This window comes from Agrobacterium sp. MA01 (genome assembly GCF_009650195.1).
Lineage (GTDB): Bacteria > Pseudomonadota > Alphaproteobacteria > Rhizobiales > Rhizobiaceae > Allorhizobium.
Genome location: NZ_CP045856.1, coordinates 107,448 through 127,430, shown reverse-complemented (window position 1 = coordinate 127,430; position 19,983 = coordinate 107,448). Strand labels below are relative to the sequence as shown.

Sequence of the window (19,983 nt, the reverse complement as noted above, 5' to 3'; positions counted from 1 at the left end):
CCTCACAGACGACGGCGCCGCCTCCATTCAAGCCGGCGCCGCCTTAATTCCTGAACGCTCAGTTTCGACCGAGTTCTGACCGGACGGCTTCCAGGGCCGGCATCAGTCCGAGTGCCTCAAGCTCTACGGCGGCAGCAGCCTTAAACTCAGCCTTATCGATATCGGAGATGGTGACGCCGGCAGCCTGCATTTTTGCAAAGTCTTGCTCCAGCTGGCCGACAACAAGGTTCGACATGAAGCGACCTCCCTCAACTGCCGCCTCTTGCACCAAAGCCTGATCTTCGGGGGAAAGTGTCTTCCACCAGAGGTCTCCCACCACTATCCCGGTAATCAGGTGAATGTGCTCCGTCTTGGTAACGTGCGTAGTGACTTCGTGAAACTTCGATCCGACGGCGCCCGAAGGCTGGGATTCGACACCATCAATGGCTCCCAATTGCAGTGCGGAATAGACTTCGCCCCAGGCCATGGGGGTTGGCGTGCCGCCAAGCGCCTTGCCCGCGGCGACCCAAACAGGCGCGCCCGGGGTGCGTATCCGCAAACCGTTCACATCAGCTCGACTTGCGATCGGCTTCTTGGTCATCAAGTTGCGAGGACCTTGATACCAGTTGAAGGCAAGCGTCACGAACCCGCTCTCAGCTCGCAGGTCTTCAGCCCATTTCTTGAAGGTCTGCGATGAAGTGAAGCGGTCAGCGTCTTCGTAGCTCTCAAAGACATAGGGTGCACCGATAATGCCGAATTCAGGCTTGAAGGTCGCCAGAAGATTTGGGTCGGTAAAGGCCGCGACGTTTCCACCCGCCAATGCCTGATCCTGGACTTCCTGCGTGTCGCCCAATTGGCCGTTTGGATATACCAGAATCTCGATCCGGCCGTTCGAACGCTCCTCGACCAGACGCTTGAATTCGTTAAAGCCGCGAATGATTGGATCGTTTTCAGCTTGAACCGAGCCGATGCGAAGACTGTGTTCTTGCGCTGCAGTCGGACCTGCAGAGGCGGTCAAACCCGCAATGACGAGTGCAGCGATGCTTCCGAAGATTGTGTGTCTCATAGTATCCTCCCTATTGTCGACTGGCACGATTGGCATGATCCAGCTCTTGTGCAAGCCTACAGAAAGGGACTTCGTCCGCAATCTTGGCTTTCCATTGCGTCTCACATTGTAAGAGCCGTCGATCACGTGGGGAATTCAGACGAGCGGCCTGCTTTCGCAATCATAGGAGCCTCGCGTCCATACAAGCGCCTATTGACGTGTCATTGATCCAGGCACTTTTCAGAGGTTTGGTCAGCCCGACTTGCATCGCTGTGTGACGCTCAAGCTTCGCGGTCCATCGGGCCACGCGGTCACAAGGCAGTATCTGTTGATACGTTCTTCACTGAGGTCTTGAGGGGGATACGAACATAGAACGCTGTCGAAGCGGCCCTACGTCTGCCAGTCCTTCATTTGCAGCACATTTCCTCCGAGCTTCTGAAACGCACGCTGCCGACAGGAGAACACGATAATCTGCTGGTCCCGAGACTGCCTGTGGAGGGCGTCGAACATCTTCTCAATGCGGTCGTCGTCCGAATAGACCAGGGCATCATCGAGGATGACGGGCGCGGGCCGGCCGTCACGTGCGAGAAGCCTCGCAAAGGCCAATCGCGTCAGTATGGACAGCTGCTCCCGCATACCGCCGCTCAGGCGGTCGACGTCTTCTTCCTGTCCATTACGCAAAATGGTCTGGGGCAGAAGCGTCCTGTCATCAAAGGTGATCGAGACATCGTCGAAAAGAAGTCTCAGCAGCGGTCCGAGCTCAGCCATGACAGGCTTGAGGTAGAGTTCGCGAGCCTCAGACCTGGCATTTTCCAAGGCGGCAGTCACACGCTGCAGGACCGCCACCTCCTTCTCGTATGCAGCCACCCGCGCGGTCGCCGCAGTGAGCGCCTCCGAAGTCTCGCGCCATTTTTCTTCCACGGCCTCTTCGGATTGCGCCCGTATCTCTGCGTTCAGTCCGGCCATGGTCTCCCGCAGCGCATTTATCTCTTTGTCGACTGCTGCTTCGATCGAGCGAGCACGCGTCAGCGCCGCCTCGATCGACGCGAGATCCCCGGCATCTGCACCCAATTTCAGGACATGTGCCTCCGCCTCAGAAAGGGATTGATCCAGATCGGTCAGCGTGGTCGACAACGAGCGCGCGCGCTCTGCACGAGCTTCTTCCGGCCCCAGGATAGCATCCACCTGCGCCCGATCGGACAGGAGGGAGGTCAATGTCGTTTCAGTGGCGACGAAAGCTTCATCGGCACGAGACTGGTCTGGCTCTACCTCTCGGAGGGCGAGACGCGCCTGCTTGCGGCGGTCTTCGGCTTGTGCCAGCTGGGTGCTAAGCAATGTCGGATCTTCGCTCAGGTCGAGAACCTCGAGGCTGATCGCGTCACCCGTAGCCACGTCCTGTCTGAGTTTCGCCAAACCCTCTGGAGCAATGAAGGACAGCCGGGCCCGCAATCCCCGCAGGTCACCATCGGCCAGCTGTGCCCTGGCTTGCCTGTCTCGCGCTGCAGAGAGGCTATCGACGCCCATTGAAGCCAGGAGGGCGGTTCGTGCCGCTTCTCCCAGCGCCAGTTGATTATCATCCCGACCAGGGCGGTTGGATCGCAGGATGATTGTCCCAATTCCTTCGACTTCAAGCCAAGCCTGTCCGTCGTAGGTCCGGTCTTCCCCATCTGTCAAAGGCTTGCCGTCGAGGGTCACCCTTCCGGCCGCCTCTGCCTCGTAGTGGATTGAGACTGAGGGGCGAGCGGCCTCATCGAAGGCACGGAGCTTGGCGATTTCGACTTCGCATGCTTGCAGCTCTTCGATGGACCTTGCCGAGATTTGCAGGAGGACGCGTTGCGCCTCACTCTCTTCAATGCTCTGACGGACCTTCTCTGCCTCGGCCAAGCGTTGCTTCAGGTCTGCCAGACGCTCGTACGCCTCGCGTGCCTTTGTTGCCGCGTCGAAGCGGGCAAGCCGCTCCCGGAGCTCCTGCTCCTCAGTCTCCGCGCGCTCAACGTCGTCACGTGTCTTTTTAATAGTGTCAGCTGCCTCGCGGCGCCGCGTTATCGCTTCGGTCCTCTTGCTCTGTGCAGAAGCTAGATTTTCTTGCAGAACGGCTGCCCTTTCCTGAGCTTCGATGAACGCCTTCAGTTCCCGCTCTGCTGCGTTTCGCCTCTCACGAACGAGCTTCAGTTCCGCTTCCGCCGTCTTAAGTTTCTCGTTCTGCGCCTTGACGGCATCGAATCTGCTCTGGGCTTTCTGAATGGCCGCCCTGCGTTCTTCTCTTTCTGAAGGGCTGTCGACTTCGATAAGCCTCGCTGCAGCGTTCGCACGTTGGTCCAGCGCTTGGCGCAAGCGGCTCACGTCAGCTGCCAGCCGCGCCTCATCATTGGCGAGCCTATCCCGTTCCTCAATCGCAGCTGCATAGCGACCGCCAGCTTTCGGTCTGCCGGTCGCCGTGACCATGTCTGAGAGGGCTTCCTTGGCTGCCGCCATGATCTCGGCCATCCGGCGCCCGCCGGTGACGGCTTCCACCTCTCCCTGGACGGATTCGAGCAAGCTCTGACGAACCTGTTTTTCCCCCTCTTCCTCGGTGCGGCTTCGCTTCTCAATACCGGTGATGCCTTGGCGCACCCAGAGGAGACCCGCAGGTCCGGAGGTCCCTCCCCTGATCAGGCTGGTGATGAAGTTTTCTGCCTCATCGGCCTGGGCGACGAGCCGGCCCGATGCCAGATCCACCACTCGGGCTGACCGCCCACCATAGTATTGCTTGGTAACTCGGAAGCTGCCCTCGCCGGTCGTGATATCGGCCTCGACCAACGGATTCCCACCGCTATAGGGGCGCAATTTCTGGACATCGCCCGGAGTGCCTGAATGAGGTTGGAAAAAGAGTGCATGCAAGGCTTCAAAGCTCGTCGACTTGCCGAACTCATTGGCGGCGCAAAGCACGTTCACGCCATCTCCGATACCTTCGATGGCAACGCCGCGACCGGCGAACCGTTTGACATTGAAGAGGCGTATGGCCGAGATCTTCATGATGTGACCGCCTGCGTATAGGAGTAGAGGCGCATCAAGGCCGCCCGCGCGATCCCGCGCTCAGACAAGGGTCGACGTTCATCTGTAGACTCGGCAAGCAGCGCATTGGCAGCTTCACGCAGGGCGCCGCCGCGATCGATCTGGTCTAGGTCTTCCAGCTCGCATTCCGTGACCAATCCATCCTGGTCCAGCTCCAGAAAAGCGAAATCCGGAACTGCCCTTTCCACGGCAGCGACAAGCTCCGCGCGCCCTGCCAAGCGGCTATGCCCTGATGCCACCACCCGGATCAGCGAGTTCCTGCGTTCCCTTGAGGCGGGTAGCAAGGAATTGAGAGCAGGCTCTGGAGCGTCGCCTTCAAGCAGATGAAGATCGAGGCGACGCCAGGCGAATGTCTCCGTGGGCAAGGCTCGAATATCCGGTATGCTCGATGGGCCGGCGATCGTGACCAGCAGAGCCGTACCGGGCGCATCATGTTTGAAACGGTCCGGCTCTGGCGTCCCACAATAATGGGTTCGCGGGTCCACACTGACCATGCCATGCCAATCGCCGAGCGCGAGATAGTCGAGCCCTGCGCGCCTTGCCCGGTCTGGTGCAATAACCTCGGAGGCGGCTGCCTCTTCCGAAAAATTGCGAATGGCACCATGGGCAAGCCCAATACGCAGCGTCCCATCGGGTGTGGCTTGACCGTCCATCCACTCCGTCAGGTCTCGGCCAGGCCGGCGCGTCGTGCACGGTGCGGGAAACAGGACCACACCTGTCGCAAGTTCGATCGGCCGGGGCTCAACGGCGAGGACGACGTTTTCTGGCGCTTCTGCATTCAACGCTGTCCAGAGCTGTGAGGCCTGCAAGGAATCGTGATTACCTGGCAAGATCACCCACTTGATCGCAGGATCATCCGCCATCTCGGCAAACGCCTGTCGTCGCACATGCGGTGCAGGTGTCTCAGTATCGAAGGTGTCTCCAGCCAGCAGGACCATTTTGGCGTTTTGCTCGCGGGCGTGTGCAGCCAGCCGCGCGATTGCGTGGTGCCTCGCTTCGCGCAACCGGCTGGGCAGGTCACCCTCGAAGTTGCCGAAACGCTTTCCGAGATGAAGATCGCTGGAATGGATAAAATGAAACATAGCTACTCGAGTGATGGGACGGCTGACATGTGCAGCGGCGACAGATTGACCGTACCCTCTAACTGCGCTTTGAACTGAAGCGGACGCGGTATGTCTCGCGCAATGCGCAGTCGTTTTCAATCGTTGTTTCCACCGCAAGTTTCCGGCGCTCTAAAAAGAGCCAAGCCGATAGAAAGACGAGCCGAGGCCCCTCGGCATATTGGACGGCTGTCGAAACTTGGGCGCTTGACAGGCGCGTGCAAAGATCTTGTTCAACGAACACGTCGTTGCAGTTCACTGACTTTGAAAACCAGTTGCCGAGCCGCTTAGCTTTGGCCGGAGGTCGAGTTCACGGTGCTGCCAACGAACCGTCGCGGCGTCTTTCCTAAAGTCCGTTTAAACGCTGCAGTGAAGGCACTTTCTGAGGAGTATCCGACCTCAGCTGCAACTTCGGCAACCGTCGTACCATCCCGATCGAGCCTCTTGGCTGCCCATAGCATCCGCCAAAGTGTCATGTAGCTCATCGGCGGTTGCCCGACGATCCGCGCGAACCGAACCGCGAAAGCGGTACGTGACAGGCCTGCCCGCTCGGCTAGTGTCGCGACGGTCCAGTGGTTAGAGAGGTCGTGATGCATGGCGGCAAAAGCACGTCGAAGGAATGGGTCCGCAAGCGCGGCGGTCCATCCAACCTGCCCCCCATCGCCCTCCTCCAGGTGCCGCCGCATTAGCTCAGTAAGTAGAATATGAGACAGATGCTCGATCGCACTCGCGTAACCGGGGCGGCGCAACTGAAGCTCGACGCCGATCTGTGCAATGGCCCAGCGTACGGTCTCCCCACTTACAGACTGGTCGTTGGCCGCAGCACGGATCGCGATCACATCTGGCAGCGTCGCCATCAAAATCTCCGAGGCCGGGCCATTCAGCAGAAACCGTGCCCCGGTCATGAAGAAGTCACCGCCGCCACCAAGCGTCGCAGTATCACCATGCGATGGCGCGGAATGCACCGTCTCTGCGGCATCACCAATACGGCTGCCGCTTGCAGATATGACGAACGCTCTGCCGCGCGGCAGCATCACACAGTCGCCGGTGTCGAGCCAGACGGGTTTGCCCCGGCTCTCGATCGCCAACCAGCAGCCCCCCTTCAGGATTCCGATGCATTTTACACCTGGGTGATGGGCATACCGTACTGACCAGTCGCCACCCGCATCAAGGCCCGCAGCGATGCAGTCGTGTGGCCTCAGCAAAGCAAGAATGTCGGAAAGGGGATCGGCGACAGCGAGGCTCACGACATGATCCTGAACGAACTCTACAGAAATGAGAACTGACATATATAGATCGTTCATTCAACCGAGTTTACGTTGGGTCATCAAACAAAAGGGCAACCAAGGTGATCTGGCAGCTGCACGTATTCTGGCTCGCCTTGAAGTCATGACCTTCAGCGGGTGCACACCGATGTGTGGGTGCAGGAAACGAACGTTGTGCGCCGCGTATTTGGCCGCTCACTGATAACGAAGGCTCATGTTTCGGTTCCGGTCGATTTCAAAAGGGTCGTTGTGCTGAGCAACTCGACTATGAACAACAACCTTGGCGCGAACTTAACGTCAAAAACCCCCTATGGAGAGCGCATTGATTCTTTTAACAACCCCCACGGGCGATATCGGTCGCCGCGTCCTTTCTCGGCTGCTCACAGCCGGTGCCAGTGTGCGCGTCATCGCCCGCAATGCGTCGAAACTGCCGCTAAATCCTGCCTTGGACGTTGTCGAGGGCTCCATGGCTGACGCCGATACCATCGCGCGGGCGCTGCCCAGCGTGACCCGCGTGTTTTGGCTGCCGCCTGGCGACGCCACCCTGCCCTCGCCAGAGGCCGCCTATGGCGGTGTCTCCAAGGCATTTTGTGACGCAGTTCCTGGATCCAGAGTGACCCATATCGTCGGCATATCAGCTCTCGGCCGCGGTTGGCCGAAGCCTGCCGGTCATGTGACGGCTACGCTGGCGGTCGACGATATGATCGCGAATACGGGAGCCCACTATCGCGCCCTGGCCTGCGCCTCACTGATGGACAACATTGGCCGCCAGGCCGAACCGATCCGCACCATCGGCCAATTCTTCCAGCCGACACCAGCGAACTTAAAGCTGCCACATGTGGCCAAGGCCGACGTGGCGCAGGTTGCGGCAGACTTGCTGCTGGACCCAGAGTGGACGGGCGTCGAGACAATCCCGCTTCTCGGGCCTGAAGACCTGTCGTTTGATCAGATGGCTGCGATTATGTCGGAGGTTCTCGGTCGCGAGATCGTGGCATCCGAACTGTCTATGGCCCATTTCGGTCAGATGATGCGCGAGTTAGGCGCGAGCGACGGTATGGCGCAAGCCTATGTCGAAATGCTGACGGCCAAGAACGAAGGGATGGATCACCTCGTCACTTCAGCCTCCAGGCGCGACACACCGACCACATTCCGGACGTGGTGCGCATGCGAGCTGCTTCCACTGGTGAGGGGGGTAACCGCTACCGACGATCTTGGCGCATGCTCACTGTCGCCGAGATCGTCCAAGCCCTTTGAGCCTTCCTCCAACAGCGCGAAATGCAACGACTTGCCTCATATGCCCTATCCGCAATATATGCGCATTTGCTGATCGTGTTGATCGATCAAAGGCCCGCGACGTCCGATTGCTACGTCGCTCGCAATGCTCCCAATACATTGTCAATTGACTGCATCGCCCGGTTTTGGGCCGTCCAACTAAACTTCTCTCTGGAAACTTCTGTTACCGAGTGACAGACGATTACGCTGACCTAACGAGGCGATCTGCTCACTCCGTCCGCCATCGAAAACCTCTTGCATCCACTGCGGATAGATCGAAGCGAGCTTGCTCACTGCGTCAAGTCGGTCAAGATCAGACTGCTTCAGCTCGATCGTCGTCGCGCCGAGATTATCTTCCAGCTGCTCTAGCCTCTTCGCGCCGAGCAATACCGTCGAGACGGTCTTGCGGTGGAGCAGCCACGCCAATGCAATCTGGGCTGGCGATGCGTCATGCGGAGCCGCAATGCTGCGCAGCTCGTCGATGAGGTCATAGGTGCGGTCGAGATCGAGAGGCGGAAAAGGCGTCGTGGCTCGACGAGCCTGCTTGTCACCCTCGGAGTCCCGATCGAACTTGCCACTCAACATTCCCCCTGCCAATGGGCTCCAACAGACAAGCCCCAATCCGGTGGCCGAAACGAGGGGGCCGATTTCATGCTCGATTTCCCGCCCGGCCAGCGAATAGTAGGCCTGCAGGCTGGAGAGTGGAGAGAGCCCGAGGCGCTCGGTCACTCCCATGGCCTGTGCGATCTGCCACGCAGCCCAGTTCGAAACGCCAATATAGCGTACCGCGCCCTGGCGCACGAGGTGATCGAGCGCACGCAAGCTTTCTTCCATTGGGGTCAGTGGATCAAAGCCATGCAGCTGGTAAAGGTCGACGTAATCGAGCTTCATGCGCTTGAGACTGGCGTGAAGGCTATCCAGAATATGCGCTCGTGACGATCCGCGGTCATTTTGCCCGCCACTCGCTTGTCCAAATGTCTTGGTCGAAACCAAAACGTCGTGCCTTCGTACTCCCAGGTTACGAAGAGCGAAGCCGGTGATTTCTTCAGACTGACCGTTCGAATAAACATCCGCTGTGTCGAGCAGGTTCACGCCTGCATCCAACCCGCACCGAATAATCTGCTCGGCGCCAGTCTGATCTACCCCGCCAATCGCACCCCATTGGCTCTTCCCGAATGTCATCGTGCCGAGGCTCAACTCAGACACAAGCAAGCCCGTACGTCCCAACTTATTATAGCGCATCTAATCTCTCCTCGGGGCCAGCAGCAGTTTGCGCGCCCCTGAAGAAACTACTTGTGCGGGATGAGGGAGCAGTAGCACGTTTCACTCGCATGATTGCACGATCCTCTCTCCTCAATGATTTTCTGATTGTCCGACGTGAGCGGGTGCCCTAGCCAATGATCCTCTAACCGAAAGAGCTCGGTACAACGGCCATGGAACCATCTAAGAAGATGATCGAGCATTTGCAGCAATCTCTGGTAGACGGTTTCAAGCGCTGGGCACCGAGCGAGGGCGCGACCGACTCGCAGGTTCCCGGGCTTACTTTCCACCGTCATCTGTCACCGACAGCCCCTCATGTCGGAATGATGGAAGCGAGTCTGTCGCTGGTCATTACAGGCAGAAAGCGTGTTGTCCTTGGCAGCAACACCTATGACTATGGCTTCACGCACTTCCTCCTCACGTCAATCGACCTTCCAGTGACGGCCTGGGTCACGCATGCTAGTCCGACCGAGCCGTATCTTGGAACCTTGCTCCGGATAGATCTCAGCGTTGTTCGCACCTTAACCTCGGAGATCAAGCGCAAGAAGCTTGGGGAGGCGACGCCTCTCGGCATAGCCAGCGCAACTGTGACCCCTGATCTTCTCGAAGCATTGTTCCGTCTGTGCCGGTTGACAGAGCGGCCGAACGAAATTTCGCTCTTTGCTGAGCCCATACAACGAGAAATCATTTATCGCTTGATCACGAGCTCCGTCGGTTCACGCCTCGTTGCCCTGGCGTCGATGGAAGGAGCCTCCAGCGGGATTGTCCGGGTGTTGGACTGGCTCAGGCAAAACTTTCGTGAGCGCCGATCAACAGATGATCTGGCCGAGATTGCTCGCATGGGCGTGTCGACCTTTCATCGGCACTTCAAAGCCATAACCGACATGAGCCCGGTTCAGTATCGCAAGCATTTACAACTCAACGAAGCGCGCCGCCTGATGATTGTAACCGGCCTCGACGCGGCATCTGCGGCGTATGATGTCGGTTACGAAAGTCCTGCTCAATTCAGTCGCGAGTATCGTCGCGAATTCGGCCAGCCTCCTATCTCTAGCATTGTCAGCCTCAGACGGTCGGTCCAGTCTGGAGATTGACCCATTGCTTGTTTGAAGACTGTTTTTTGCGGGACGTCGGTAGCTGTAGCGAGAGCTACGGTAGCCAACGCTTCGAGGCAATTCGTTCGACCGGAGAAATGATATCTGACATTTGATATCAACATGTCACTCAGCGGGAGCTACGAAGATGCTCGACCAGGGCCCTAAGCTTCGGCGCCATATTGCGTCGGCTGGGGTAATAAAGATAGAAACCAGGAAAATACGGACAGAAATCTTCTAGAACTGGAACGAGCTCACCGCGGCTGATCGCCGGTCGAAAGCTATCTTCCATGCCGAAACTGATGCCCGCATCAGCGACCGCGAGCTTTATCATCAGCGCCATGTCGGTTGTCGTGAACGTATCCGCCACCGTTACCGAAAAATCTCGCCCATTCTTTGAGAACTCCCACCGATAGGGCGCAATATTCGCCGACCGGCGCCAACCGATGCAACGGCGGCCTGCAAGCTCGCTTGGATGCTGAGGTGTCCCGTGACGCTCAAGATATGCGGGCGATGCCACAGCGAGTTGACGTTGCTCACCTGAGACCGGCACTGCGATCATATCTTGGGCGATCACCTCTCCCAGCCTCACGCCGGCATCATACCCCTGCGCAACGATGTCGAACTCATCGTCGGTAACGGTGATGTGCAATTTCACATCCGGGTTCTGATCCAAGAAGGTAGCGAGGCGCGGGCCGGAAAGAAAACTTTCGGCGATCGATGACACCGCAAGATTAAGCCGTCCCCGCGGAGTTGCGCTCAGATTTGCCGCACCCTCCAGCGCGCCTTGCACCTCAGCCAAGGCCGGCGCGGCCTCGGCATACAGTCTCTCGCCCGCTTCCGTCAGCGCGACGCTACGGGTTGTGCGATTAACAAGCGCGATACCGAGTGTCTCTTCCAGCTTACGGATCGTCTGACTGACGGCTGAACGCGTCACGCCCATGCGGTCTGCTGCGGCGCGAAAACTGCGCTCTTCTGCGACCAGGGCAAAGACAGCAAGCGCGTTCAGGTCTGGCGGCATTGGTTAGTTTTTCTTCCCTCTGAGTTAAACAGAAAGCGGCTTATCGCGACAATACCCCAAGTCTATTCTCATGTTCAACATTCAACAGCGAGAGAGAAAAGTCATGGACAAGGTTGTTCTCATCACCGGCGCATCCAGTGGCATCGGCGTCGGGATTGCCCGCGAACTTGCTCGGGCAGGCGCGACCGTCGTACTCGGCGCGCGTCGCACTGACCGCCTTGAGGACGTTGCAAAAGAAATTCGGTGGGCGGGTGGCAAGGTCAAGACCTGCAGGGTCGATGTGACCAATCGTGCTGAGGTCGCAGCTTTCGCAGATGAAGCACGCCAGGAATTCGGCCGCATCGATGTGCTGGTGAACAACGCTGGCGTTATGCCTCTGTCGCTCATGTCGTCATTGAAGGTCGACGAATGGGATAGAATGGTGGACGTCAACATCAAGGGCGTACTCTACGGCATTGCCGCGGTGCTTCCGGAGATGAACGCACGCGGTTCCGGACATATCATCAACATTGCTTCTATCGGCGCCCTGTCCGTATCGCCGACCGCGGCCGTATATTGCGCGACAAAATTCGCTGTCCGCGCGATTTCCGATGGGCTTCGCCAGGAAAACGAAAAGCTGCGCGTCACCTGTATACATCCAGGTGTCGTGGAAAGTGAGCTTGCAAACAACATCACCGACCCGGTGGCGGCTGAAGCGATGAAGTCCTATCGCGCCATTGCGCTTACCCCGGATGCGATCGGCCGCGCCGTGCGCTTTGCGGTTGAGCAGCCCGAAGATGTCGACGTGAACGAGATGGTGGTCCGGCCGACCCGGACACCATTCTGAGCAGCAGCGTAAGGCACGGTGACATCAACCCTGCGGAGGCTAGGTCATGAAAAATTTCCTACCGGTTATTGTCCTCGCAATCATTGCCGCTGCCGCCGCTTTCGGCGCACTGGCTCAAAACGCAAAAACAGAGAATGAAATGCCCACCCAATCAACCAGCAGCCCCCAACATCAGAACCACCCTTATGTCGGGATGTGGGTCACCGACGACGGTCATATCCGCCACGAACTCCTACCAAATGGCCGCTACGACGAAGCCCGCGGCAGTCGTCAAAGTGCTTATCAGGGCCGTTATGTCGTCACCGGGAACCACATCGATTACTGGGATGACACCGGCTTTACCGCCGATGGGGTTTTTGTCGACGAGAAGACACTTCACCATGCCGGAATGATCTTGCGACGCCAATGACGTCCAGGGGCCCGAGGGAGAGCCTCTTCTGCGCTGCTCTCACAATGCCTGCCTTGCTGGACACGCAAGTCTGCACCTCAAATCAAACACGACTCATAGGAGAGCTGAAATGCCTGACGTCATCCGGTTGTCCCTTGCAGCATTTGGAACCGTGACGGTCCTTGCTGTGGCGCATCCAGCCCTTGCCGACACTGTTGAGGAACGTCGCGCCAAAGGGGCGGCCGTCATCAGCAAGCTGAACAATGGCATACCGCAAAACAACCTGGAAAACATGCGGAGAGAGTTTCCATTTTTAGCGGAGGCGACCGAGGCCTATGCGCTCGGTGATGTATGGTCGCGGCCAGGTCTCGACGACCGTACGAGACAGCTGGCAGCAGTTGCCACGTTCGCCGCCATGGGCATGACTGACCTGATGACAGTACACGCTCGTTACGCCTTGAACATCGGCGTGACGGAGGATGAGTTGAAGGAAATTGCCTATATGATCACCGTGCCCGCCGGCTTTCCGAGAGCGATTGTCGCGTCGCAGGCATTAGCAAGGCTCTTTGACGAACGAGCGCAGGCTACCTGTAGTGTTGCTACCTGCGAGAGCGCAATCGCGCCGACGCCTTAATTTGCTGTCTCACCTTCGAAATGCCACGTCAGGTCGGCACCAACTACCGGGAGCATTCATTACTAAGAGGGAGCAAATGATATCTGCAACGATCGAGGCAAGAATTGCCCCTAGCACCCAAGCACAGGTGACCGAGGTTGAAGCGCCGGGCCCCGATGGCCCACTACGCGGAACGATGGTGCATACAGCGATTGATGCGCCGACCGTGCTGATTATACCTGGCTCCGGTCCAACAGATCGGGACGGAAACAATCCGCACGGGGTGCGCGCGGCACCCTACCGATTGCTGGCCGAAGACCTGGCTGGGCACGGAATTGGTAGTGTCCGTATCGACAAGCGGGGTATGTTCGGCAGCCAGACTGCCGTGGATGATCCAAACGCAGCGACAATCGACGATTATGTTCGAGATACAAGGGCCTGGATCGAAGTAATCCGTTCTCGAACCGGAGCTGAGCGCGTCTGGCTGCTTGGCCATAGCGAGGGCGGCTTGGTGGCACTGGCAGCTGCTAAGGCACTGGAGAATGTCTCCGGCGTGATCCTTGTTGCAACACCAGGCCGACCCCTCGGAGAGATCCTCAAGGAACAGCTGCGCGCTAACCCAGCCATGGCGCCTCTAATTGATGCGGCTGATCATGCGATCGACGAATTAACGGGAGGGCGGCGCGTGAATGAGGCGAGGATTCCGCCAGAACTTGCCCCACTTTTCAGTGCCAACGTGCAAGGATTTCTGATCAGCGCATTCTCGCTAGACCCTGCGGATTTGGCGAGCAAGATCGACAAGCCAATCCTTATCGTCCAGGGTCAGCGTGACCTTCAAGTGTCGGTTGCCGATGCCGAGCGGCTAAAAAATGCCGCGCCAAATTCGACATTGGTTACCCTTCCGGATACCAACCATGTCCTGAAGCGGGTTAGCTCTGTTGATCGAGACGCCAATATCGCGACCTATTTTGATGGAAATTTGCCATTGGTGCCAGAAGTGGTGGAGACCGTAAGCGCCTTCGTCAAATCTCGTTGAGAGTGAAGCTGTAGATCCGAGACGACCGGACGGTTGCCTAACACGGACACAGATTCAACTCAGCGGTCTTCACCCCTTAGACGCCACTTATCCGGTCAACCTGCGGGCGCTCGACGGACTCCAGACAAAAGACCTGAAACTACGGGTCGGAGCTCGTCTCCTGGGGGGCAGCGCTTAGGAAGTTTACGGAGGATTTCATGAGAGTACTCCTCGTTGAAGACGAAGCTCGGCTTGCAGACACTTTGTCCTTCGTCTTGCGCAAGGAGCGCTTTATCGTTGATCAGGTGGGCGGCGTGGCCGAAGCACGGGAAGCGGCAGCAATGGCTGAGTTTGATCTCGTTCTCCTCGACAGGACGTTACCGGACGGAGAAGGTCTGGCCCTCGTGCCTGTTCTGCGCTCACGCAATCCCGGAATTCATATCATCGTCCTCAGCGCGCGGGGTGCCGTCGAAGACCGTGTGGCGGGCCTTGATGAGGGCGCCGATGACTATCTTGTAAAGCCGTTCTCGATCGATGAAATGCTTGCACGCATAAGGGCGGTTCGCCGCCGCCCAGCTGAGCTCCAAGGCGAGGAGATCAGGGCTGGATCAGTTGTTTTCGACTTGTCCAATGAGGAGGTCAAAGTGAACGGCGCACGCATCGATCTTCCGCGGCGCGAACTACGCGTGCTGGCAACTCTTATGAAGCGCCGCGGCAGGACGGTCCTGCGTGAGTCTCTGGAACAGGCTGTCTTTGCCTTTGATGACGAAATTCAGTCGAACACTTTGGACTCGCACATATCGCGGCTGCGTCGACGACTGCGAGGCTCGGACGCAGGTATTGAAATCCACGCGATCAGAGGGGTCGGATATCTGCTCCGTGAGACAGCGTGAAGAAGCCGAGGTCACTCAAGCGAGCCCTGATTGTCTACCCACTGGCGTTTCACTTTGCGACCCTGATTGTCGCCTTTGCAGTTCTGGTCTCCGTAGCACTCCGGATCGACAGCGGCGGCCCGTATACCGATGAGCAGATCACGTCGGTGATCGCCCGCGCCATAGAGCGAGACCAGACCGGCCGGCTCGTTGTGATGATGACACCCGAACTCGAGCAGATGCGCACTGAAACGCCTACTCTTTGGTTCGTGGCTGAAGATAGCCATGGCCAGAGCGTGTCGCTTGGAGAGATCCCACCGTTCTATCTGTCATTTGTCGGTCGCTTGAGTGATCTCTCTTATGCTCATATGCGTGACCGTACACCTCCATACGAACTGGCGGCTGTGGTTCGCAGGGAACAGACCGATATCGGAGAGCTTACAATCCTCGGACATGGAGCACTTTCAGAACTCAGCTTTATCGTATTGATGGCTACCAACACCATTGCAATTCCCATTTTCATGATGCTGGTACTGACATCGCTGATTGTAACACCTTGGATAGTGAAGCGTTCACTGAGCGGCGTGTTTAGAGTAGCGCGCGAGGCGGAAGGGATTGACATCGACAGTCGGGGTCGCCGACTGAACATTCAGGATGTGCCACGCGAAATCCTGCCCTTGATCAGCGCCGTAAACCAAGCGCTCGCTAGGCTTGATGATGGGTATGAGCGCCAACGGCGCTTCATTGCTTCAGCGTCGCATGAACTGCGTACACCCATTGCCATACTGCAAAGCAAGATCGAAAGCTCGACACATCAGCCAGTTCAAGAACTCGGCCAAGATGTATACCGGCTGGCAACCCTGACCGAGCAGCTCCTCGACCTTGAGCGGCTCCAAGACGACACGCACTTCAAAAAGCTCGACCTTTCATCCCTTGTCAGAAATGTGGTCGGCGAACTTGCTCCGCTTGTGATCTCTAAAGGCGGAACAATCGAGGTTCAGGTGGTGCGGAGTGGAGATTGTTACGGGGATCGAGGAGCGCTTGAGCGCGTGATCATGAACTTGGTCCAGAACGCCGTCGATCATGGAGGTCGATCCGTTACCGTCAGGGTCGACGGACCCAACTTCGAGGTGGAAGATGATGGGCCTGGGATCCCCCCTGACGAGCGGGAGAGTGTATTTGAGCCATTTCATCGATTGCGTCCTCGACAAACGGGCAGCGGTCTCGGCCTGAACCTCGTGAAAGAGATAATCTCTCGACACAGGGGCCGGGTACAAATCAGGGAGGGCTCGAGAGGGGGTGCTCTGATCCGCGTTCAATTATCGGGAGTGTGAAGGCGACCAAAGAGTCATTTGGCTGATCTGCGAAGCTGCGCGGGTAACGCATAACGTCATTGCAGCCTTTGGAACTAGCCAGAGAGCGCTGAGCCGACACTGTGTAGGCCGTTGTAGATGGCATGAAGAACCACGCATGGCCAAACCGAACCTGACATTCGGAATAGGATGCCGCACATTAAGCCCATGAAAATCGCGATGGGCAGGATTACCCCTACACCATGGGCGATGCCAAATATCAGCGAGCTCAGGCCGACGCCTGCCCATGCGCCATAACGATTGAGCGCATTCGCGATGACGCCTCGAAACAGGAGCTCCTCTCCTAAAGGGGTCAGCATGGCGCCGCCAGCAAACGAGAGCACGAAGGGTAGGACACCGCCCCGCGTTGCGGCATGGAGTATCGCCTGAGGATCGTTGCCGCTGCTTCCGGACAACTCTGCGAGGCCGTAGAGAAAGATCAGACTGATCACATAGCCAAAAACCGCCAAAGCCGCAGCGATCGCAAACCAATGCAGGCCGCTCGATGTAATGCCATATGCCGACCATTCACGGCGCCGCATCAGATAGGCGACTGCAAATCCGACGAGGCCTGCCACCCCTCCGCCATATGAACCGATAACGCCTTGCCATACAGGCTCGCCGGACGCCAGGCCGCCAACTGCAAGTGCCACCAGAACGAGAACGAACTGAAAGCATGTAATTCCGACACCCAGTTCTGCCCAAGTCGGCCGGGCCAGTGATTTCCATTCATGCATCGCAGGTCCTATCGAAAAGAGTCGTGGGCAACGATGGCGCATCTCATTTTGGGGTAAAGGGTTAGCGCCGCCTGTCCGTGGGAGCCGGCACACGCCACGCCCGGACCAGCGTCGGCGCGACCGTCAGCTCGACGGATTTAAGATCGACGTGAAAACGGGATCCCCAGCGACTTCACGCAAGAAAGTCCGCCGGTGATCCCATCTCAGTCCTAGTAGCCAGGACCACATTCACGGCGGCTTGGATCACGCCGGCAGCGCTGATCCCGAGCCCGATCGCTTATAATCTGGGCGTTGAGAGCCGTTTCGCTGGCGAGATTGGCTCTATACGCATTTTCCATAGATCCGCTATCGGACACGCATCCTGCCGTCGACAACCCCATCAGGGTTACCAAGACGACGCTCTTAAGTGCGTGAGTGCTTCGTAGGAGTGGTTGAAAGAACATTTGTATACCTCAGTTATTCGACGTCTCGAACTCTAGGTTTGCGAGGTCTGACGTCGAAGCTGACGATACGGCCGAAGATTGCAGCAACATGGAGCGGTCGCGAAGTGGGAAAAATGCACCTCGCGTACAACGAGCATTCACCAAGATTAGGAGCGATGCATACTCGAATTGATTGTTTGGCTGGTCTAGCCGAATTCGGGTAGAGGCCGGCTTCCCAGGCGCCAGCCTCCAAACCTCGTCGTTCGTCTGCAGAAAGTGCTTCCATAAGTGCAGCAGTCGCTTTCAGGCCGGTTTCATTGTTGTCGTCCCTTTGGGCGACCACAACGACACCATGTTCTCGCTTGGCGACACCGCGACATACGGCCCCTGAATTGGTCCGTGAGAGTGCAGAACGACAGGACCTCGGAGGAGTGATACCCTCCATGGACGTTTACCGGAGGCCGGTCCAATGCGCGGCAAAGGACCACCTATCGGCATATTCATCGATGATCTTCTGAGTTGGCGTGCCATCACCGTGGCCCGCATTTCGTTCCACCCTCAGCAGCTGTGGTCGCGGTCCGACTTCTGCAGCTTGAAGCGCCGCCACGTATTTAAACGAATGGGCAGGAACCACTCGGTCGTCGGTGTCTGCCGTCGTGACGAGTATGGCCGGATAAACCTCTCCTGCCTTGATCTTATGCAGCGGCGAGTAAGACCGGAGGTACTTGAAACTGTCTGCTGCCGATGGGTCCCCAAATTCCGAGATCCATAGTTTGCCTCCGGTAAAGCGGTCAAAGCGCACCATATCCATCACGCCAACGCCAGGGAGCGCGACGTCGAACAACTCGGGACGCTGATTAACGACTGCGCCGACAAGCATGCCCCCGTGCGACTCGCCGTGAATGGCAAGCCCACCCTCACTGCTAATGCCCTCACGCTTCAAAAATTCGGCAGCGGCGATGAAATCATCAAAAGCAGTCTTCTTCGACCGACCCTTGCCGGCTTCATGCCAGGCCTTTCCGTATTCGCCTCCACCGCGAATGTTGGCCACGGCATAGACACCGCCTTCTTGAACCCAAGCGACTGCTTGTGGCGAGTAAGCCGGCAGCAGCGGAATGCCAAAGCCTCCGTAGGCGGTCAGCATCGTTGGCGCAGCAGCTTCGGCTCCAGCGCGTCGAATGATCGAAATTGGGATGAGAGTTCCATCCTTCCCGGTGTGGAAGCGCTGCTCTACTTCGATGTCGCCCGGCGAACGCTCGGCACCAATCAAACCATCCGGCCCGGCCCACAAGGTGGCTTCGTCGGCGCTGACATCATAGCGGTAAACAGTCTTGGGAGTGGCGTAATTGGTAAACGTAAAGAACGCTTCGTTGTCACCTGGGCGGCCGCTGAACGTTCCCGCACTGCCGGCTCCTGGCAAGTTTACAGCGCCAACAGCCTTTCCTTCCAGCTCATAACGCTCGACTTCAATTCTCGCGTCGACCATGTACGACAAGAGAAGTTTGTCGCCAATCAGAGAGGCAAGGCGCAAATGCGCGCCAGGCTTCTCCTCAATGAGATCGGTGAAGACCAAGTTCGGCGCGGCAAGATCTACGGTGACGATCTTTCCTCGTTCGGCTCCATCAGTCGTCAGAACATAAAGTTTCGTACCGACATTGCCAACGAGCGCGGACAAATGATCGAAGCGCTCAATCACGGGCCGCACGTGCCACTCAGGAACAGAAAGGTCTACCAGCGAGAGAGCACTTCCTCCCATGAGTGCGGTCGAATAGATAATCAAATATCGTCCATCCGCCGTGACATCGACAGTATGTAGAAGCGGATGCTCGTCGGCCTCAGGAGAATAGACGAGGCGATCTTCGGACTGCTGTGTGCCAAGCCGATGGAAATAGACCGCATGGTTGACGAATTGCGGGTCAGATCGACCACTCTCATCTTGCTCCGGGCTGCCAGAGTAAAAGAAGCCGGAACCATCCGCCGCCCATGCAATCAGGGTAAAACGGGCCCAGGCAATCTCATCGGCGAGAACCGCGCCGCTCTGGGCATCAAGAACACGAATAGTACGCCAATCCGAACCATTCTCCTGGATTGCGTAGGCCACAAGCTTTCCGTCTTCGGAGGGAGCCCATACGGCCAGTGCTTTTGTACCATGTTCGGACCACTGGTTGGGATCCAGGATCGTCCGCTCCGCGCCGTTCTCTCCGTCTCGAACGACCAGGACAGGCTGCATGTCGAGCCCCGTGTTCCGGGTGAAGAAATAGTCCCCTCCTCGCTTGAGCGGACTCGTCAACTGCTCATGATTAAACAACGCCGTCAGACGATCGCGAAATGCGGTTCGACTAGAGAGGCTTGCCATGTGACGGCTTGTTGCGGTGTTCTGTGCGTCAACCCACTGGGCGACCGCTCGATCCTCTTTGAGATCACTTTCCAACCAGCGATAGGGGTCAGCAATGGCGGTACCGAAATGCTCCTCGGTGAGATCGACCTTTTTGGTTTCCGGATAGGTCATCGGCGTCTCCTCATTCGAACGTCCATGCCCCGCCGCGAGCAGAAGACAGAAAATCGCTGTGATAAATCGTACTCCCGCACGTGGCTGGTCAGATCGATCTTGACCGCCACCTCGATCCTCAACCCTTGTTGACAATGCTATGCATACCGCTCGCTTTAGGCT

Annotated in this window: 16 protein-coding genes; 8 read left to right on the top strand and 8 right to left on the bottom strand. The window is 57.7% G+C overall.

The features are described from left to right. Positions 1-58: 58 nt before the first annotated feature. The 4 genes from GH983_RS23250 to GH983_RS23235 form a co-directional block, all read right to left on the bottom strand. Positions 59-1,045 carry a C4-dicarboxylate TRAP transporter substrate-binding protein gene (locus GH983_RS23250; RefSeq protein ID WP_069044129.1) on the bottom strand — a complete coding sequence of 329 codons (987 nt, stop codon included), beginning with the start codon at positions 1,043-1,045 and terminating at the stop codon, positions 59-61. 369 nt (positions 1,046-1,414) lie between these two features. After that, complete coding sequence (locus tag GH983_RS23245; RefSeq protein ID WP_069044128.1) at positions 1,415-4,039, bottom strand: DNA-binding protein; 2,625 nt, start codon at positions 4,037-4,039, stop codon at positions 1,415-1,417. Next, positions 4,036-5,160: a DNA repair exonuclease gene (locus GH983_RS23240; protein WP_069044127.1), complete on the bottom strand. Its 1,125-nt coding sequence runs from the start codon at positions 5,158-5,160 to the stop codon at positions 4,036-4,038. Before GH983_RS23240 ends, GH983_RS23245 begins: the two co-directional genes overlap by 4 nt. Positions 5,161-5,465: 305 nt before the next feature. Beyond that, complete coding sequence (locus GH983_RS23235) at positions 5,466-6,467, bottom strand: AraC family transcriptional regulator (RefSeq protein WP_069044126.1); 1,002 nt, start codon at positions 6,465-6,467, stop codon at positions 5,466-5,468. A 286-nt stretch (positions 6,468-6,753) separates the two neighbouring features. Here GH983_RS23235 and GH983_RS23230 point away from each other — a divergent pair, with 286 nt between their 5' ends. Then, positions 6,754-7,770, top strand: a complete 1,017-nt coding sequence (locus tag GH983_RS23230) for an NAD(P)H-binding protein (RefSeq protein ID WP_246727657.1) — start codon at positions 6,754-6,756, stop codon at positions 7,768-7,770. 104 nt (positions 7,771-7,874) lie between these two features. Here GH983_RS23230 and GH983_RS23225 read toward each other — a convergent pair whose 3' ends face one another. Continuing rightward, positions 7,875-8,957, bottom strand: coding sequence for an aldo/keto reductase (locus tag GH983_RS23225; protein WP_069044125.1), 1,083 nt, complete (start codon positions 8,955-8,957; stop codon positions 7,875-7,877). Positions 8,958-9,148: 191 nt separating this feature from the next. Between GH983_RS23225 and GH983_RS23220 the strand changes: the two genes are divergently transcribed. Then, the gene (locus tag GH983_RS23220; protein WP_069044124.1) at positions 9,149-10,066 is read left to right on the top strand and encodes an AraC family transcriptional regulator; all 918 of its coding nucleotides are present in this window, start codon (positions 9,149-9,151) and stop codon (positions 10,064-10,066) included. Positions 10,067-10,196: 130 nt separating this feature from the next. Here the strand turns inward: GH983_RS23220 and GH983_RS23215 are convergent, their stop codons facing one another. After that, positions 10,197-11,087 (bottom strand): LysR family transcriptional regulator, encoded by an 891-nt coding sequence (locus GH983_RS23215; protein WP_069044123.1) that lies wholly within the window; start codon positions 11,085-11,087, stop codon positions 10,197-10,199. A 103-nt stretch (positions 11,088-11,190) separates the two neighbouring features. On the opposite strand from GH983_RS23215, the gene GH983_RS23210 reads away from it, so the two are divergent. From GH983_RS23210 to GH983_RS23185, 6 genes are all read left to right on the top strand, one after another. Then, positions 11,191-11,913, top strand: a complete 723-nt coding sequence (locus GH983_RS23210; protein ID WP_153763836.1) for an SDR family oxidoreductase — start codon at positions 11,191-11,193, stop codon at positions 11,911-11,913. 46 nt (positions 11,914-11,959) lie between these two features. Next, positions 11,960-12,322: an Atu4866 domain-containing protein gene (locus GH983_RS23205; RefSeq protein WP_194842867.1), complete on the top strand. Its 363-nt coding sequence runs from the start codon at positions 11,960-11,962 to the stop codon at positions 12,320-12,322. A 109-nt stretch (positions 12,323-12,431) separates the two neighbouring features. Next, a complete protein-coding gene (locus tag GH983_RS23200; RefSeq protein WP_153763835.1) occupies positions 12,432-12,935 on the top strand; it encodes a carboxymuconolactone decarboxylase family protein in 504 nt (167 codons plus the stop codon). A 76-nt stretch (positions 12,936-13,011) separates the two neighbouring features. Further along, entirely contained in the window at positions 13,012-13,950 is a 939-nt protein-coding gene (locus GH983_RS23195) for an alpha/beta hydrolase (protein WP_069044119.1), read from the top strand. Between the two features lie 197 nt (positions 13,951-14,147). After that, entirely contained in the window at positions 14,148-14,822 is a 675-nt protein-coding gene (locus GH983_RS23190; protein WP_069044118.1) for a response regulator transcription factor, read from the top strand. Then, positions 14,819-16,135 (top strand): HAMP domain-containing sensor histidine kinase, encoded by a 1,317-nt coding sequence (locus tag GH983_RS23185; protein WP_153763834.1) that lies wholly within the window; start codon positions 14,819-14,821, stop codon positions 16,133-16,135. The genes GH983_RS23190 and GH983_RS23185 overlap by 4 nt, the downstream gene beginning before the upstream one ends. A gap of 74 nt (positions 16,136-16,209) precedes the next feature. On the opposite strand, the gene GH983_RS23180 is transcribed toward GH983_RS23185, so the two are convergent. Both GH983_RS23180 and GH983_RS23175 read right to left on the bottom strand, forming a co-directional pair. Next, positions 16,210-16,890, bottom strand: coding sequence for a CPBP family intramembrane glutamic endopeptidase (locus GH983_RS23180; RefSeq protein WP_153763833.1), 681 nt, complete (start codon positions 16,888-16,890; stop codon positions 16,210-16,212). Between the two features lie 873 nt (positions 16,891-17,763). Then, positions 17,764-19,821 carry a prolyl oligopeptidase family protein gene (locus GH983_RS23175; protein WP_153763832.1) on the bottom strand — a complete coding sequence of 686 codons (2,058 nt, stop codon included), beginning with the start codon at positions 19,819-19,821 and terminating at the stop codon, positions 17,764-17,766. Positions 19,822-19,983 lie beyond the last annotated feature (162 nt).

Bases quoted from the DNA above. Each gene is read 5' to 3' on its own strand.
- GH983_RS23225 (WP_069044125.1), bottom strand. From the start codon at position 8,957: ATGCGCTATAATAAGTTGGGACGTACGGGCTTGCTTGTGTCTGAGTTG.
- GH983_RS23245 (WP_069044128.1), bottom strand. From the start codon at position 4,039: ATGAAGATCTCGGCCATACGCCTCTTCAATGTCAAACGGTTCGCCGGT.
- GH983_RS23240 (WP_069044127.1), bottom strand. From the start codon at position 5,160: ATGTTTCATTTTATCCATTCCAGCGATCTTCATCTCGGAAAGCGTTTC.
- GH983_RS23235 (WP_069044126.1), bottom strand. From the start codon at position 6,467: ATGTCAGTTCTCATTTCTGTAGAGTTCGTTCAGGATCATGTCGTGAGC.
- GH983_RS23250 (WP_069044129.1), bottom strand. From the start codon at position 1,045: ATGAGACACACAATCTTCGGAAGCATCGCTGCACTCGTCATTGCGGGT.
- GH983_RS23180 (WP_153763833.1), bottom strand. From the start codon at position 16,890: ATGCATGAATGGAAATCACTGGCCCGGCCGACTTGGGCAGAACTGGGT.
- GH983_RS23215 (WP_069044123.1), bottom strand. From the start codon at position 11,087: ATGCCGCCAGACCTGAACGCGCTTGCTGTCTTTGCCCTGGTCGCAGAA.
- GH983_RS23205 (WP_194842867.1), top strand. From the start codon at position 11,960: ATGAAAAATTTCCTACCGGTTATTGTCCTCGCAATCATTGCCGCTGCC.
- GH983_RS23210 (WP_153763836.1), top strand. From the start codon at position 11,191: ATGGACAAGGTTGTTCTCATCACCGGCGCATCCAGTGGCATCGGCGTC.
- GH983_RS23190 (WP_069044118.1), top strand. From the start codon at position 14,148: ATGAGAGTACTCCTCGTTGAAGACGAAGCTCGGCTTGCAGACACTTTG.
- GH983_RS23220 (WP_069044124.1), top strand. From the start codon at position 9,149: ATGGAACCATCTAAGAAGATGATCGAGCATTTGCAGCAATCTCTGGTA.
- GH983_RS23200 (WP_153763835.1), top strand. From the start codon at position 12,432: ATGCCTGACGTCATCCGGTTGTCCCTTGCAGCATTTGGAACCGTGACG.
- GH983_RS23195 (WP_069044119.1), top strand. From the start codon at position 13,012: ATGATATCTGCAACGATCGAGGCAAGAATTGCCCCTAGCACCCAAGCA.
- GH983_RS23175 (WP_153763832.1), bottom strand. From the start codon at position 19,821: ATGACCTATCCGGAAACCAAAAAGGTCGATCTCACCGAGGAGCATTTC.
- GH983_RS23230 (WP_246727657.1), top strand. From the start codon at position 6,754: ATGGAGAGCGCATTGATTCTTTTAACAACCCCCACGGGCGATATCGGT.